Here is a 14,803-nt window from a genome sequence, read left to right as displayed (position 1 = left end):
GATCGCCGAAGGATGGCTGCGCGACGAGTCCGTCGCGCAGGGAAGCTCAGTTCCTGGTGGGAGCGGCCGCCGCCGCCGAGCGCGCCTGTCGCGGCGTACCGGGTTCGGCGACCGGCGCTGCCGGTGCGCGCGAGCGCATGATGGCGGCGTCGATCTCGGCAATGACGCGACGCTGGATCGCCTCGTTCTTGTCGATCGAGATGTGGCCGACGCCGGTGCCGCGCACGTCGACATTGTCAAGCTTGCCGCGAAAACCCGCCGCGGCCCGCACCGGCTCACCGGGACCATCGCCGATATAGATGTTGATGTAACGCTCCGCGCCGGTCGAGAGCTTGGTCTTGAATACGGAGTCGAGGCCGATCGCGAGCTTCACGGGCACGCCGAGCTGATTGAGCTTGGCGATCATGTCCGGTAGCGCCGTCGCGCCGGAGGAATGGCCGACCAGGACGATGGTCTTGAGCCGGCCGGCCCTGTAGGCAGCCGCCGCTTCATCGGCGAGCGAGGACCAGGACACGAAGTTGGCGACGGTCACCGGGATGCCCTGCGCCTGGAGCCGGGCGCCGATTGTGTCGAGCCCGAGCGAGAAGATGTTGAGCACGCCACGGAGCAGGTAGACATGCGTGGTTGCCACAGCGGCCTGGCTCGGCGCGGCCTTGGCGGTGGTCGGGCTGATGGCAACAGCTGACAGCAGGAGCAGGCCCATCGCCCACACACGCAGGGTGGACAATTGGCGGGCGCCGGCGGTGTGACGGCCGTTCGATCTCATCGATTTTTTCCCTGGAGACAATACGCTTGGCGATTGGCCGGAATCGTAGCCACGGCCCGCTCGCAGACGCAACAAAGAGCCGCGTGAGCGACAATCTTCGCAGCAGGCCGTGACCATCGCGCAACACTTGCCCGAAACATGCCACTGAACGGCCTGCTTTGAGACCAATTTTCTCCGGGGAATTGCGGGCCAACAACAGCGTTCCTATTTCAGGGCTCCGCCGACCCGCCTTTCCGAGTGGGTCCGGCGTTCCCCTTTCCCTCCCCAGCCCGCCGGCCATCATGTCTTCCATCATTTCCGTCGCCAATCTGTCGAAGACCTATGGGTCCGGCTTCAAGGCGCTCAAGAACATCAATCTCGACATCAAGCGCGGCGAGATTTTTGCGCTGCTCGGCCCCAACGGGGCCGGCAAGACCACGCTGATCTCGATCATCTGCGGCATCGCCAACCCGAGCGAAGGTAAGGTTTTGGTCAGCGGCGAGGACATCCAGACCTCCTACCGCAAGGCGCGCTCGCTGATCGGCCTCGTGCCGCAGGAATTGCACACCGACGCCTTCGAGAGCGTGTGGGCGACCGTGAGCTTCTCGCGCGGCCTGTTCGGCAAGCCGAAGAACCCCGAACATATCGAGAAGGTGCTGAAGGACCTCTCGCTGTGGGACAAGAAGGACAACAAGATCATCACGCTCTCCGGCGGCATGAAGCGTCGCGTGATGATCGCCAAAGCGCTGTCGCACGAGCCGCAGATCCTGTTCCTGGACGAGCCCACCGCCGGCGTCGACGTCGAGCTGCGCAAGGGCATGTGGGAGGTGGTGCGCGGGCTCCAACAGTCCGGCGTCACCATCATCCTCACCACCCACTACATCGAGGAGGCCGAGGAGATGGCCGACCGCATCGGCGTCATCAACAAGGGCGAGATCGTGCTGATCGAGGACAAGACGACCTTGATGCAGAAGCTCGGCAAGAAGCGCTTGACGCTGCATCTGCAGGGCAAGATCGCCTCGCTGCCGGAGAGCCTTCGCCATTACGAGCTCGAGCTCTGCGATAGCGGCGCGACGCTGGTCTACGACTACGACACCAAGGGCGAGCGCACCGGCATCACCAGCCTCCTCGGCGATCTCCGCGCCGCCGGCATCCGCTTCAATGACCTCGACACGACGCAATCGTCGCTCGAGGACATCTTCGTCGACCTCGTGAGGACGTCATGAACCACCGCGCCATCCGTGCCATCTATCTGTTCGAAATGGCGCGCACCTGGCGCACGCTGCTGCAAAGCATCGTCTCGCCGGTGGTCTCGACCTCACTGTACTTCGTGGTGTTCGGCGCCGCCATCGGCTCGCGCATCAGCGAGGTCGAGGGCGTCAGCTACGGCACCTTCATCGTGCCGGGCCTGATCATGCTGTCGGTGCTGACGCAGAGCATCGCCAACGCCTCGTTCGGCATCTACTTCCCGAAGTTCACCGGCACGATCTACGAGATCCTGTCGGCGCCGATCTCCTATTTCGAGATCGTGCTCGGCTATGTCGGCGCCGCCGCCACCAAGTCGATCATCCTCGGCCTGATCATCCTGGCGACCGCCGGCCTGTTCGTGCCGCTGCACATCCAGCATCCCATCTGGATGCTGACCTTCCTGGTGCTGACGGCGGTGACGTTCAGCCTGTTCGGCTTCATCATCGGCATCTGGGCCGACGGCTTCGAGAAGCTGCAGATGATCCCGATGCTGGTGGTGACGCCGCTGACCTTTCTCGGGGGCAGCTTCTACTCCATCGACATGCTGCCGCCGACCTGGCGCACGGTCGCGCTGCTCAATCCGGTCGTCTATCTGATCTCCGGATTCCGCTGGAGCTTCTACGAGATCGCCGACGTCAGCGTATCCGTCAGCATCGGAATGACGCTGGCGTTCCTGATGATCTGCCTCGTCGTGATCTGGTGGATATTCCGGACGGGATACCGGCTGAAGAACTGATCGTCATTCCGGGCTCGCATTACGCGCACCCCGGAATGACGGCAAAGGTCTCACCTGTAGCAACGGAAACGGTGATGGCTGTCGTAATATCCGCGACAGCGGTGCCGGTAATGGCGGTGGGGAACGCCGAGCACGCCCTCGACTGCACCGACAGCCCCGCCAACGCCGGCGCCGACGACGCCGCCGACCGCGCCGCCCACGGGCCCGGCGATGCGGTTACCTTCATAAGAGCCCTCCTGTGCGCCGCGCACGATGCCCTGGGCATGACTGGCTTGCGGCAACGACGATAGCGCCAGCAGGATGGCGGCGGCGAACAGCAGGCGGATGGGCGGACTGGCCGGCAATGGCGCAGCGGCGAGACGGGCTTTGTTCATTTTCGGGTCCCCAGGGAAGGTAAAGAGGTAAACGGCGGCGGTCGTGCCGCCTGTGGAGAGAGGCCATCACCAACGCGCCGCACGGCGGAATGGTTGCGCGCCTTTGTGACGAATTGTCGGTGTTGTGAACGCGCCTCCGCTCGCGAAAATGTCAGCGCTGCCGCGCGTGGCGCGGCACGAAGCGGCCTTGCTTACGCCCGGCATCGCGTTAACGATGGGCTGGCAGCTCGCTGGAACGAAAGCCGGATTGCAGGCATATTGCACGCCGGGGACGGAGAGCCGCGGCGCCTAGCGTGAACAGGCCGGAGGCCGAGATTGATATGCGTTTCCAGATGCGTTCGTTTTTCATTGCTTTCACCTCATCGCTGCTGTTGAGCGCAAGCGCCGCCGAGGCCAAGGTCGAGATCACCGTCGACAAGGACAACCAGCAGATGACCGTCGCCGTCGACGGCGTCGCGCGCTATCACTGGCCGGTATCGACCGGCATCCCCTCGCGCGAGACGCCGAACGGCGCCTTCCGCGCCTTCCGCATGGAAGAGGATCACTATTCCAAGGAATTCGACGACGCGCCGATGCCGCACGCGATCTTCTTCACCAAGGTCGGGCACGCTATCCACGGCACGGACTCGGTCGGCCGGCTCGGCTCCCCCGCCTCCCATGGCTGCGTGCGGCTGTCGCGCCAGAATGCCTCGACGCTCTATGCGCTGGTTCAGCAGCAGGGCGTGCTCAACACCACGGTGACGCTGACCGGCTCGGCGCAAGTGGCGCTGGCTCGCAATCCGCGCGGCCGCAACGCCAATGCGGTGGCCCGCGCACCGCAGCCGGCTGAGGAGCAATACGCGACCGCCGGCGATCCCGTGAACCTGGCGCCGCCGGCACAGCCCGCGCGCCGCTACATGCCGCAGGACGACAACTACATCTATCCGGCCGACGGCAGCGACACCGGCGCGCGCTATCCGGCGCCGCGCTCGGCCACCCGCTCGCTCTACGACACGCAGGTCTATCAGCAGCAGCAGCCGCGGGCCTATTACGACCAGGGCTACGGCCAGCAGGGCTACTACTATCAGCCGCAGCAGCGGCAATATTATCAGCCGCGCGGCTACTACTATCAGAACTGACGCGGCCGCCATCAGCCGCCCTCGCCGGCCGAGGCACCATGAAGCGACGTGCCACGACCATTCCGATCGTGCTCTGCGTTCTGATGGCGGGACGGGCCATGGGATCTGATGTGGCCTTCGATCTCGAGGCGCATCGCGGCGGGCGGGCGCTGTTGCCGGAGAACACCCTGCCAGCCTTCGCCAATGCGCTGTCGATGGGCGTGGACACACTGGAGCTCGACGTCGGTATCACCGCCGACGGCGAAGTCATCCTGTCGCATGAGCGCAGGCTCAACCCCGATCTCGCCCGCGGCCCCGATGGAGCCTACATTGCTTCGCCCGGCACACCCTTCGTGAAGCTGCGGCTCGACGAGGTCAGGACCTATGACGTCGGCCAGATCCGGCCGGACAGTGCCTACGCAAGACAATTCCCCGACCAGCGCGCCATGCCGGGGACACGCATTCCCACCTTGCGCGAGCTGTTCGCGCTGGTGCGCAAATCCGGCGACGCGCGCGTCGGCTTCAACATCGAGACCAAGATCGATCCGAACCATCCGGATGAAGCGCCTGATCCGCAGGCCTTCGTCGCGAAGCTGCTCGGGCTAATCGAGACCGAAGGACTCTCCGACCGCGTCACGATCCAGTCGTTCGACTGGCGAACCCTGCTTCTCGTCCAGCAGCAGGCGCCGAAGATTCCGACCGTGTACCTGACGCTCCAGCGCGGCTCGAGCCCGACGGTGGCACGCGACAAGGCGACCAACTGGACGGCGGGCTTCAACCCGGCCGATCACGGCGGCTCGCTGCCAAGGACGGTCAAGGCTGCGGGCGGCGCGATCTGGTCGCCTTACTTCGGCGATGTGACCGCGTCACTGGTCGCCGAGGCCCATGAACTCGGATTGCGTGTCGTGGTATGGACGGTCAACAAGCCCGAAGACATGGCGCGCATGATCGAGCTCGGCGTCGATGGGATCATCTCGGACAGGCCGGACCTGTTGCGCCAGATCGCCGGCGAGAGGGGGATCGCGCTGCCGGCAGGGACGCCGGTAGCGCCGTAAACCCGATCTCGCGTCCCGGACGCGGTGTAGCGCGTAGCGGTGCGGCGCAGAGCCGGGGCACGAGATCACTTGAGGCGTGAAGCCTACTCCCCGTCCCGCAAACGCCGATACAGCGCGCCCAGGATATTCGAATAGTCGTCGGTCCAGACCCGCACCCTGTCATCGGCCTCGGTCTGTACCCATTGCTTGGAGGATGCGAGCCTGCCGATGTCGGCGTCCTCGCGCGCGGAGATGACGACGTCGGTCGAGAAGATGTAGTCGGAATCGCGCCCGGAATCCTCGTTGAACACCCAGCTCGTGAGATCGTTGGCATCCGCAATGCCGACAACGACCGTCTCGAGATCGAGATGCCGGTTGGAGACGTGCATCACCACGGCGCCGTGGGGCGCGAGCTTGTCCTTGTAGATCTTCATCGCCTCTTCGGTGGCGAGATGAATCGGGATCGCATCGGACGAATAGGCATCGACGATGATGAGATCGTAAGCGCCATCGGGCTCCTTGGCGAAGGTGAGGCGCGCATCCCCGATGACGGGCTTCATGTCCGGCATGCAGCTCGATATATAGCGGAAATTCCTGGGGTCACGCGCCGCGTCGACCATGGACTGATCGATCTCGAAGAAGGTCCAGCTCTCTCCCGGCTCGGCTGCGCAGGCGAGCGTGCCGGAGCCGACGCCGATCGCGGCGACCTTGAGCGGCGTGCCCTTGCGCTCGCGGATGGCGCTGACGGCCTGACCGATGCCGCCGTCCTTGTGATAATAGGTGATCGGCTCCGGCCGGCCGATGACCGGCGTGCCGTCATTGTTGCGGAAGCGCTCGGCGCCATGAATGGTGGTGCCGTGCATCAGCACATGGAAATAGCCGCCCGGCGTCACCACGATCTTGTGCACGCCGAAGAAGCTGCGCACCGTCGTGACGCGGCCCTCGTCCGCGGGATAAACACGGATCAACGCCAGCGCGAGCGCGACGGTGGCAAAGATCTTCCAGCGGCCGGCATTGAGGATCAGCGCGAGCAGCGCGGCGAGCACGCCGACGGCGCCGGCGACCCAGACGCGGTGATCCTCGAACCAGGTCGAGAGGTCGCCGGTCATGTATGACGGCGCAATGAGCGCCACCGCGAGCGCGGCGAGCACCAGCCAGTACCATTTGACGATACCGGCGAGGCGTTCGTTCGCGGAAGGGCGGCACAGCGCGGCAAGCGCGATCAGGATGGGATATTCGGCGATCCACGAGAAGGTGAATGGAGCAACGAGGCCTGCGAACAGGCCGCCGACCATGCCGCCGAATGACAGCGCGACATAGAAGCCGGTGAGATATCTGGCGGCCGGCCGCGTCCGCGCCAGTTCGCCGTGGCAGGCCATGGCGATGACGAAGAAGCACAATTGATGACCGCCGAGCGTCAGCAGCAGATTCTGCTCGCCGCCGAAGGCCAGCAGCACGACGACGCCAGCGATGGCGACCGGCTGGAGCATCAGCATCCATTTGTGCGGCAGCAGCGGACGCGACTGGAACACGACGACCCAGGTCAGCAGATAGAGCGACAGCGGCAGCACCCACAGAAGCGGCGCTGCGGCGACGTCGGTGGAAATGTGCGCAGTCACCGCGATGAGCAGGCCGGACGGCACCGCGGCCAGGAATATCCAGCGCAGCCGCGTGACAAGCCCGGGCGCCGGTGCGTTCACCTCCTCGTCTCGCGCGTCGACTTCAGCCAGCCTCGGCGAACGCAACAGCAGCGCGCCGCAGGCGGCGATGAGAAGGATCAACAGGCCATAGCCTGCCGTCCAGAACCGGTTCTGCAGGTGCAGCGTGAACATCGGCTCCAGCAGGAACGGATAGGACAACAGTGCGAGGAAGCTGCCGATGTTGGAGGAGGCATAGAGGAAATAGGGATCATGCCCGGCGGGGTGGCCGGTGCGGACGAACCAGGCCTGCAGCAGCGGATTGTTGGCGGCGAGCGCGAAGAACGGCAGCCCGATCGAGACCGCGAACAGGCCGAGCAGCCAGAACGCATAGCCGGAAGCAGGCGGCTCGCCATAGGCGGAGGCGATGCCGAGCGGCAGCGTGGCGAAGGCCGCGATCAGCAGCACCAGATGCACCGCGACCGGAACGATACGGCTTTTGGCCTGCATGAGCAGATGCGCATAGGCGTAGCCCGCGAGCAGCAGCGACTGGAAGAACACCATGGCCACCGACCACACCGCCGGCGAGCCGCCGAGCCGCGGCAGCACCATCTTCGTGAACAGCGGCTGCACCGAGAACAGCAGCAGCGCGCTGACGAAGATCGCAGCCGTGTAGACCGCCAGCAGCAGCCGGTTGCGCGACGACGAAGGCTGCTCCGTGGCGGCGGGTTGCACGATGGAATCCATGGATGCTCCGGCAAGACTCCGGCGGGCGCCGGACGCGCGCAATGGAGCACAAGGCGCCTGATCGGGCAATAAAGTGTGACGTGATGTTGCGGCAAGGAATGCTTGATATAAGGAGGTCGTTCCGGGGCGATGCAAAGCATCGAACTCCGGTGCGCCCTTGCGCACCTGGGAACCTCGAGATTCCGGGGTCTCGCTTCGCGAGCCCCGGAATGACAGCAGACAGGGCCTTGCATTCTTCATGAGCGAAACCGACGTCGTCATCATCGGCGCTGGCCACAACGGCCTCACCTGCGCGGCCTATCTCGCGATGGCGGGCCTGCGGGTGCGCGTGGTCGAGCGCCGCAAGGTGGTCGGCGGGGCCGCAGTCACGGCGGAGTTTCATCCGGGATACCGCAATTCGGTCGCAGCCTACACCGTGAGCCTGCTCAATCCGCGGGTGATCCGCGACCTCAAGCTCGCCGAGCACGGCCTGCGGATCGTCGAACGGCGCGCGCAGAATTTTCTGCCCGCGCCAGATGCCAGCTATCTCCTCACCGGCGAGGGGCGGACGAAAGCGTCAGTCGCCCGTCTCAGCGCGCATGATGCAGAAGCCCTCGACGGCTTCTCGCGCGAGTTGGAAGACATCGCCGACGTGCTCAGGCAGTTCGTGCTGCGCGCGCCGCCGAACCTGCTCGACGGATTTGGCACGAACGCGATCCGCGAGGCAGTGAACGCGCTCCAGAGCGCCAATATCCTCCGCGGCCTCACGCTGGAGCAGAGCCGCAGCCTGCTCGATCTCTTCACCCGTTCCGCCGGCGAGATGCTGGACGAACGTTTCGAACATGATCTGGTCAAGGCGCTGTTCGGCTTCGACGCCATCGTCGGCAATTATGCCAGCCCCTATGCCGCCGGCTCGGCCTATGTGATGCTGCATCACGCCTTCGGCGAGGTGAACGGCAAGAAAGGCGTCTGGGGCCACGCGATCGGCGGCATGGGCGCGATTACGCAGGCGATGGCGCGCGCGGCCCGCGACCACGGCGTTGTCATCGAAACCGATGCCGGCGTCCGCGAGATCATCGTCGAGCGCGATCGCGCCGTCGGCGTCGTGCTGGAGAACGGCTCGGCCATCCGCGCAAGATATGTCGCGGCCAACGTCAATCCGAAGCTGCTCTACACGCAACTGATCGCGGCCGACGCTCTCCCTGCGGACTTCCTCGCCCGCATCCGGCACTGGAAGAACGGCTCCGGCACCTTCCGGATGAACGTGGCGCTGGACCACCTGCCGTCCTTCACGGCGCTGCCGGGCGAGGGCGATCATCTCTCTTCCGGCATCATCCTGGCGCCGAGCCTCGGCTACATGGACCGCGCCTGGCTCGATGCGCGAGCGCAGGGCTGGAGCCGCGAACCCGTCGTCGAGATGCTGATCCCCTCGACGCTCGACGACACGCTGGCGCCCGCCGGCAAGCATGTCGCGAGCCTGTTCTGCCAGCATGTCGCGCCGGAGCTTCCCGATGGAACGTCGTGGGACGAGCATCGCGAAGAGGTCGCCGATCTCATGATCGCGACGGTGGAAAAATACGCGCCCGGCTTTGCGGCGAGCGTGCTCGGCCGCCAGATCCTGTCCCCGCTCGATCTCGAACGGCAGTTCGGACTGCTGGGAGGCGACATCTTCCACGGCGCGCTGACGCTGAACCAGTTGTTCTCGGCACGGCCGATGCTGGGCCATGCCGATTATCGCGGCCCCCTGAAGGGCCTGTACCATTGCGGCTCCGGCGCCCATCCCGGCGGCGGCGTTACCGGCGCCCCCGGCCACAACGCGGCGCAGGCGATCCTGCGGGATCACCGGTCGCTGTTCGGAAGCCGTGGATAGGTCTGTGGATTGCTTGTGGACAGGCAGTCGAAAGGTCTGTGGTCGGGCGGAGGATGCCTGGGCCAGACCGCCGCGCCGAAGCTGGGGAAGGTCGGTGGAAAATCGCAGGGATAATTGCGGGAAAAGCGGTGGACAGGGACCCGGCAAGCCGGCGGATAACCTGTTGAAGATCCGCAGAACAGACGCCGCGGAAACGACCTCGCCCGCCAGGGAAATCCCTGGCGGGCGGTGATCAGGAACAGCCTCTGAAGAAAAACAGCCCCCCGCTGGGAAATGCAGGCGGAAATTACTTCAAGGAGGTGCTAATCGAAGTGAACTTCTCATTCATGGCGGTGCCCAGGCCGTTCACCACGGTGATGATCGCCAGGGCGATACCCGCGGCAATCAGACCGTACTCGATCGCGGTTGCACCGGACTCGTCCGACCAGAACTTCTGAATCATGCGCTTCAAGACTCGCCTCCGTTTCAACTCCAAGCTGTGCTAGCTGGATCCAACATCCGAGAATCTATAGAGCGGAACCTTCGTCCCAGTTAACCCGGGAACCGCAACTTGTCGGGAAATTGGTACCAAAAGTTCCAAAAATTGAACCCAACGGAACCCTGAATGCAGCCTTCGCCCACCCATCGCGCCAGCTTTTCAATCGGCAGCGAGGCCGACGCCAGGCGCGTCGTCGACGTGCTCACCGAGGTGTTTTTCGACGGCGATGCCGCTGTCGCCGCCTTCGAGCGGCCGGACGGACAATGGGACGTCACGCTCCATTTCGCCGAGGCGCCGGATCAGGCGTGGCTGCGCGAACTCGTTGCAACTTCAGCAGGAAATGAGATTGCCGCGACCCTCGCCTTCGACACCGTCGAGGCCAGGGACTGGGTCAAGGCCAGCCTTGAGGATCTCGTGCCGGTCCCGGCCGGACGCTTCGTCGTGCACGGCAGCCATGACCGTGACCGTGTGGCGCAAAACAAGCTCGCCATCGAGATCGAGGCGGCGCTCGCCTTCGGCACCGGTCACCACGGCACGACGCGCGGCTGTTTACTGCTGCTTGACCATGTCCTGAAGAGTTCCAGGCCGCAGAACGTGCTCGACCTCGGCACGGGGACCGGCGTGCTGGCGATCGCAGCGGCGAAGGCGCTGCATCGCGCCGTGCTCGCCTCCGACATCGATCCGCCCTCGGTGCGGGTGGCGGCGGAGAACGCCTCCCTGAACGAAGTCGGCAACCAGGTCCGGGTGATCCGCGCCACCGGGTTTGCGGCGCCGGACTTTGCGCGCGCCGGCCCGTTCGACCTGGTGCTCGCGAACATCCTTGCCAATCCGTTGCGGCAATTGGCGGGCCCGATGGCGCGGCACCTGGCGCCCGGCGCCCGCGTCATCCTTTCCGGCCTGCTGACTCACCAAGCCCCCGCCGTGATCGCCGCCTATCGCGCGCGCGGCGTCGTGCCCCTGAAGCATCTGCGGATCGAGGGGTGGAGCAGCCTGTTGCTGCGGAAGGTCGGGTGAACTGGGGCGAGGTGACGACGCCGTCACCGCTGAGGCTACTCTGCCGGCTTCTCGTCGCGGCGCATCGCGCGCTGCTGCTGCAAGGTGCGCCTCGCGCGGCGCTCGGCTAAACGGTCGATCATTTGGCTGATGAGGCCGCGCGGCTTCTTCGGTGGTGTTGCAGCCGGGCCGCGGCGCACTGGCGGCGAAATCTTCTCAAACGTAAACGCAGGCATCGTGTGTCCCCTCGCCGTTGAGATGAACCACTTGCTCGAATTTCCCTGTTATCCGGACGAAGCGCAACTGCCGCATCCTTACTCCACTCGATTCGAATGGAACTATTTCAAGCACAGTCCATGCCACATGCGACGCAAATGCGTCGAGATTGCGGACCGATCCCCATGATCCTAAAGTGATCCACCATGTTCGAAGCACACTTCCAGACATTCGAGGAGCCGGAGGCCGGTGTCGCATTGACGGCACGGCTGGCCGCACTTCGCGAAGAACTCGCCCGTCGCAAGCTGACCGGCTTCGTGATCCCGCGCGCCGATCAGCAGCAGAACGAATATGTGCCGCCATCGGAAGAGCGGCTGGCCTGGCTGACCGGCTTTACAGGCTCGGCGGGACTGGCGGTGGTGCTGTCCCAGGAAGCTGCGCTGTTCGTCGATGGCCGCTACACGCTTCAGGCCGCCAAGCAGGTCGACGCAAAGGCCTGGACCGTGGAATCGCTGATCGACCCGCCGCCGGAGAGCTGGGTGGCGGCGCATCTGAAAGCCGGTGACCGCCTCGGATTTGATCCGTGGCTGCACACTTTTGCGGCAGCCGAACGCCTGTCCGCAGCCTGCGCCAAGGCCGGCGCCGAGCTGGTGGCCGTCGACCGCAATCCGATCGACGCGATCTGGCAGGACCGGCCGCAACCGCCGCTCGCTCCCGTCGCCGTGCACGGTCTCCAGCATGCCGGCGTCACTGAAGCCGAGAAGCTGACGCAGATCAGGGGCGAGATCGCCAAGCTCGGAGCCGATGCGCTGGTACTGTCCGACAGCCACGCGGTGGCCTGGACCTTCAACATCCGCGGCGCCGACGTCGCGCATACCCCGCTGCCGCTGTCCTACGCGCTGGTGCCGAAGGAGGGACGGCCGACCATCTTCATCGACCACCGCAAGCTCTCCAACCTGACGCGCGACCATCTCGAGCAGTCCGCCGACGTGCGCGAGCCCGATGCGATGGCGCCGACACTGATGGCGCTCGCCAAAAGCGGTGCGGCGATCGCGCTCGACAATGCCACCGCGGCCGACGCGCTGAGCCGACTGATCGCGGGCGCCGGCGGCAAGCCGGTGCGCGGCAGCGATCCGGTAGCACTGCTCAAGGCGGTCAAGAACGCAACCGAGATCAAGGGCACCAGGACGGCCCATGTGCGCGACGCCGTGGCGCTGGCGCGCTTCCTTGCATGGATCGATCGCGAGGCGCCAGGCGGCAAGCTGACCGAGATTGACGCGGTGGAGGCGCTGGAAACGTTCCGCCGCGATACCGGCGCGCTCAAGGACGTGTCGTTTCCGACCATCTCCGGCACCGGCCCGAACGGCGCCATCGTGCATTACCGCGTCACCCGCAGGAGCAACCGGCGGATCGTGCCCGGCGACCTGCTGCTGATCGATTCCGGCGCGCAATATGAAGACGGCACCACCGACGTCACGCGCACCATGGCGGTCGGCGAGCCCACGGACGAGATGCGCGACCGCTTCACCCGCGTGCTGCGCGGCCATATCGCGATCGCGCGCGCGGTCTTCCCCGACGGCACCACGGGCGCGCAGCTCGACACGCTGGCGCGGCAATATCTCTGGGCTGCCGGCGTCGATTTCGAGCACGGCACCGGCCACGGCGTCGGCAGCTATCTCTCGGTGCACGAAGGGCCGGCCCGGATCTCGAAGCTCGGCACCACGCCGCTGAAGCGCGGCATGATCCTCTCGAACGAGCCCGGCTACTACAAGACCGACGGTTTCGGCATCCGCATCGAGAACCTCGAGCTGGTCGTCGCCGCCGACATCAAGGGCGCCGAGAAGCCGATGAATGCGTTCGAGACGCTGACCCTGGCGCCGATCGACCGACGGCTGATCGATGCGGCGATGCTGAGCCGCGATGAGCTCGACTGGCTCAACGCCTATCACGCGCGCGTCCGGGCCGAGGTGCGGCCGGCGCTGGACGAAGCGACCGCGGCCTGGCTCGATCAGGCGACGGCGGAGCTGAAGGCGTAAGGTCGTCGTTCCGCCGCGCATGGCACTACGCGATTTGCGCAATGCTTTTTCCTCCACCACCGCCGTCATGCCCCGCGAAGGCGGGGCATCCAGTACGCCGCAGCGTCTCGATTCAATCACTACCGCCTCTGGAATACTGGATTCCCCGCCTTCGCGGGGAATGACAGCTATGATGCTGCACGGCTAACGCGCCCAATCGGTCGCCATCGCGCTGCTATTATAACCGTCCCGAAATCCGAATAGCCGCATTCCGAAACGCCGATATCCGTCTTGCGTGAGCAAGCTACAGTCGATTCGGATTTCGACGAGACGGACACTTATGCACGGCATGATCAGCAGGCCGCCGGAAGCGGCAACGAAGACCATCGCGACATCGCGCGTCGTGTTGCTGCTGCTGGTCGTCATGACCGGGATCGCGCCGATCTCGCTCTACATGCTGGTTCCGGCGCTGCCGATACTGGCGACGAATTTCGGCAGCGACATCTCGATCGCTCAGATGACGGTCTCGCTCTACATGGTCGGCATCGCGCTGTCGCAGCTGATCATGGGACCGCTGTCGGACCGGTTCGGACGGCGCCCGGTGCTGCTCGGAGGGCTGGCGCTGATGATCGCGGCCAGCATCGCCTGCATCTTCGCGCAGAACCTGCCGCAACTGATCGCCGCGCGCTTCTTCCAGGCGCTGGGCGGGGCCGCCGGCATGGTGGTGAGCCGCGCCATCATCCGCGACATCTACGAGCGCGACCGTGTCGCCTCGATGATCAGTCTCGTCATCGCGGCGCTGATGATCGGACAGATGGTGTCGCCACTCACCGGCGGCCTGATCGAGACCGCGTTCGGCTGGCGCGCGATCTTCTACGCCATCACCATCGCCGCGATCGTCGTCGCCGTGGGTATCGCGGTGGCGCTGCCCGAGACGCGCCGCAGCCGCGCCGCCGGCAGCGGCTTCCGCGGCGACGTCGGCATGCTGATCCGCAATCGCGCCTTCGTGGGCTATGTCCTGTGCCAGGTGCTGGCTTCGCAGATCATCTTCACCTTCGCCGGCGGCGGCCCCTACATCGTGGTGACGCAGATGGGCCGGACCAGCGCCGAATACGGCGCCTGGTTCGCGACGACGGGCTTTGCCTATCTCGTCGGCAATCTGCTCTGCGTGCGCTTTGCGCCACGGCACTCGCTGGAAAAGCTGATCTGGTTCGGACTCGGCCTGCAACTCTGCGGCAGCCTGCTGAACCTGCTGTGGAGCTTCACGGGCTGGAACGAAGCGCCCGCATGGCTGTTCGGAACGCAGATGATCGTGATGGTCGGCAATGCGTTCGTGATGGCGAATTCCGCCGCCGGCGCCATCAGCATCCGCCCGGAGGCCGCCGGCACCGCCTCGGGTGCCATGGGTTTCCTCCAGCAGGGCATCGGCGCGCTGATGTCGCAATTCGGCGCCTATCTCGGCGGCCATTCCGCAACGACGCTGCCGCTCACCGCCGCGGTCCTCGCGATCTCGCTGCTCTGCGCCTGCACGATGATCTTCGTCGTCCCTCGGCGCGAGGTGACGGTGAGCGAGACACTGATCGAGAAGGCGGAGGAGGAAGAGACGGGGATGATGTAGGGGTTTTGCGGCAGTT

At 65.4% G+C, this 14,803-nt stretch carries 13 protein-coding genes; 8 read left to right on the top strand and 5 right to left on the bottom strand.

What is annotated here, in order from left to right; translation table 11 throughout:
* Positions 1-46: 46 nt before the first annotated feature.
* Positions 47-766: a hypothetical protein gene (locus XH96_RS10215; protein ID WP_194392381.1), complete on the bottom strand. Its 720-nt coding sequence runs from the start codon at positions 764-766 to the stop codon at positions 47-49.
* A 281-nt stretch (positions 767-1,047) separates the two neighbouring features.
* Here XH96_RS10215 and XH96_RS10210 point away from each other — a divergent pair, with 281 nt between their 5' ends.
* A complete protein-coding gene (locus tag XH96_RS10210) occupies positions 1,048-1,971 on the top strand; it encodes an ABC transporter ATP-binding protein (RefSeq protein WP_194392380.1) in 924 nt (307 codons plus the stop codon).
* On the top strand, positions 1,968-2,729 hold the full coding sequence (locus tag XH96_RS10205; RefSeq protein WP_194392379.1) for an ABC transporter permease: 762 nt from the start codon (positions 1,968-1,970) through the stop codon (positions 2,727-2,729). The genes XH96_RS10210 and XH96_RS10205 overlap by 4 nt, the downstream gene beginning before the upstream one ends.
* A gap of 50 nt (positions 2,730-2,779) precedes the next feature.
* Here XH96_RS10205 and XH96_RS10200 read toward each other — a convergent pair whose 3' ends face one another.
* Complete coding sequence (locus tag XH96_RS10200) at positions 2,780-3,103, bottom strand: hypothetical protein (RefSeq protein ID WP_194392378.1); 324 nt, start codon at positions 3,101-3,103, stop codon at positions 2,780-2,782.
* A 332-nt stretch (positions 3,104-3,435) separates the two neighbouring features.
* On the opposite strand from XH96_RS10200, the gene XH96_RS10195 reads away from it, so the two are divergent.
* Complete coding sequence (locus XH96_RS10195; RefSeq protein WP_246790028.1) at positions 3,436-4,221, top strand: L,D-transpeptidase; 786 nt, start codon at positions 3,436-3,438, stop codon at positions 4,219-4,221.
* 38 nt (positions 4,222-4,259) lie between these two features.
* Positions 4,260-5,255 (top strand): glycerophosphodiester phosphodiesterase, encoded by a 996-nt coding sequence (locus XH96_RS10190; RefSeq protein WP_194392376.1) that lies wholly within the window; start codon positions 4,260-4,262, stop codon positions 5,253-5,255.
* An 83-nt stretch (positions 5,256-5,338) separates the two neighbouring features.
* Here XH96_RS10190 and XH96_RS10185 read toward each other — a convergent pair whose 3' ends face one another.
* On the bottom strand, positions 5,339-7,618 hold the full coding sequence (locus XH96_RS10185; RefSeq protein ID WP_194392375.1) for a fused MFS/spermidine synthase: 2,280 nt from the start codon (positions 7,616-7,618) through the stop codon (positions 5,339-5,341).
* Between the two features lie 238 nt (positions 7,619-7,856).
* Here XH96_RS10185 and XH96_RS10180 point away from each other — a divergent pair, with 238 nt between their 5' ends.
* Positions 7,857-9,467 carry an NAD(P)/FAD-dependent oxidoreductase gene (locus XH96_RS10180; RefSeq protein ID WP_194392374.1) on the top strand — a complete coding sequence of 537 codons (1,611 nt, stop codon included), beginning with the start codon at positions 7,857-7,859 and terminating at the stop codon, positions 9,465-9,467.
* A gap of 286 nt (positions 9,468-9,753) precedes the next feature.
* On the opposite strand, the gene XH96_RS10175 is transcribed toward XH96_RS10180, so the two are convergent.
* Complete coding sequence (locus XH96_RS10175) at positions 9,754-9,909, bottom strand: Flp family type IVb pilin (protein WP_085973554.1); 156 nt, start codon at positions 9,907-9,909, stop codon at positions 9,754-9,756.
* A gap of 162 nt (positions 9,910-10,071) precedes the next feature.
* On the opposite strand from XH96_RS10175, the gene XH96_RS10170 reads away from it, so the two are divergent.
* Positions 10,072-10,959 (top strand): 50S ribosomal protein L11 methyltransferase, encoded by an 888-nt coding sequence (locus tag XH96_RS10170; RefSeq protein WP_194392373.1) that lies wholly within the window; start codon positions 10,072-10,074, stop codon positions 10,957-10,959.
* A gap of 35 nt (positions 10,960-10,994) precedes the next feature.
* Here XH96_RS10170 and XH96_RS10165 read toward each other — a convergent pair whose 3' ends face one another.
* Complete coding sequence (locus XH96_RS10165; protein WP_082821949.1) at positions 10,995-11,174, bottom strand: hypothetical protein; 180 nt, start codon at positions 11,172-11,174, stop codon at positions 10,995-10,997.
* A gap of 186 nt (positions 11,175-11,360) precedes the next feature.
* Between XH96_RS10165 and XH96_RS10160 the strand changes: the two genes are divergently transcribed.
* Positions 11,361-13,190, top strand: a complete 1,830-nt coding sequence (locus XH96_RS10160; RefSeq protein WP_194392372.1) for an aminopeptidase P family protein — start codon at positions 11,361-11,363, stop codon at positions 13,188-13,190.
* Between the two features lie 319 nt (positions 13,191-13,509).
* The gene (locus XH96_RS10155) at positions 13,510-14,787 is read left to right on the top strand and encodes a multidrug effflux MFS transporter (protein ID WP_194392371.1); all 1,278 of its coding nucleotides are present in this window, start codon (positions 13,510-13,512) and stop codon (positions 14,785-14,787) included.
* The last annotated feature ends 16 nt before the right edge of the window (positions 14,788-14,803 follow it).

This window comes from Bradyrhizobium sp. CCBAU 51765 (genome assembly GCF_015291725.1).
GTDB lineage: Bacteria > Pseudomonadota > Alphaproteobacteria > Rhizobiales > Xanthobacteraceae > Bradyrhizobium > Bradyrhizobium liaoningense.
This window is presented reverse-complemented; position numbering and strand designations above follow the sequence as displayed.

What these genes read in the sequence shown, in the direction of transcription:
- XH96_RS10215 (WP_194392381.1), bottom strand. Translation starts at nt 766, where the DNA reads ATGAGATCGAACGGCCGTCACACCGCCGGCGCCCGCCAATTGTCCACC.
- XH96_RS10210 (WP_194392380.1), top strand. Translation starts at nt 1,048, where the DNA reads ATGTCTTCCATCATTTCCGTCGCCAATCTGTCGAAGACCTATGGGTCC.
- XH96_RS10205 (WP_194392379.1), top strand. Translation starts at nt 1,968, where the DNA reads ATGAACCACCGCGCCATCCGTGCCATCTATCTGTTCGAAATGGCGCGC.
- XH96_RS10200 (WP_194392378.1), bottom strand. Translation starts at nt 3,103, where the DNA reads ATGAACAAAGCCCGTCTCGCCGCTGCGCCATTGCCGGCCAGTCCGCCC.
- XH96_RS10195 (WP_246790028.1), top strand. Translation starts at nt 3,436, where the DNA reads ATGCGTTCGTTTTTCATTGCTTTCACCTCATCGCTGCTGTTGAGCGCA.
- XH96_RS10190 (WP_194392376.1), top strand. Translation starts at nt 4,260, where the DNA reads ATGAAGCGACGTGCCACGACCATTCCGATCGTGCTCTGCGTTCTGATG.
- XH96_RS10185 (WP_194392375.1), bottom strand. Translation starts at nt 7,618, where the DNA reads ATGGATTCCATCGTGCAACCCGCCGCCACGGAGCAGCCTTCGTCGTCG.
- XH96_RS10180 (WP_194392374.1), top strand. Translation starts at nt 7,857, where the DNA reads ATGAGCGAAACCGACGTCGTCATCATCGGCGCTGGCCACAACGGCCTC.
- XH96_RS10175 (WP_085973554.1), bottom strand. Translation starts at nt 9,909, where the DNA reads ATGATTCAGAAGTTCTGGTCGGACGAGTCCGGTGCAACCGCGATCGAG.
- XH96_RS10170 (WP_194392373.1), top strand. Translation starts at nt 10,072, where the DNA reads ATGCAGCCTTCGCCCACCCATCGCGCCAGCTTTTCAATCGGCAGCGAG.
- XH96_RS10165 (WP_082821949.1), bottom strand. Translation starts at nt 11,174, where the DNA reads ATGCCTGCGTTTACGTTTGAGAAGATTTCGCCGCCAGTGCGCCGCGGC.
- XH96_RS10160 (WP_194392372.1), top strand. Translation starts at nt 11,361, where the DNA reads ATGTTCGAAGCACACTTCCAGACATTCGAGGAGCCGGAGGCCGGTGTC.
- XH96_RS10155 (WP_194392371.1), top strand. Translation starts at nt 13,510, where the DNA reads ATGCACGGCATGATCAGCAGGCCGCCGGAAGCGGCAACGAAGACCATC.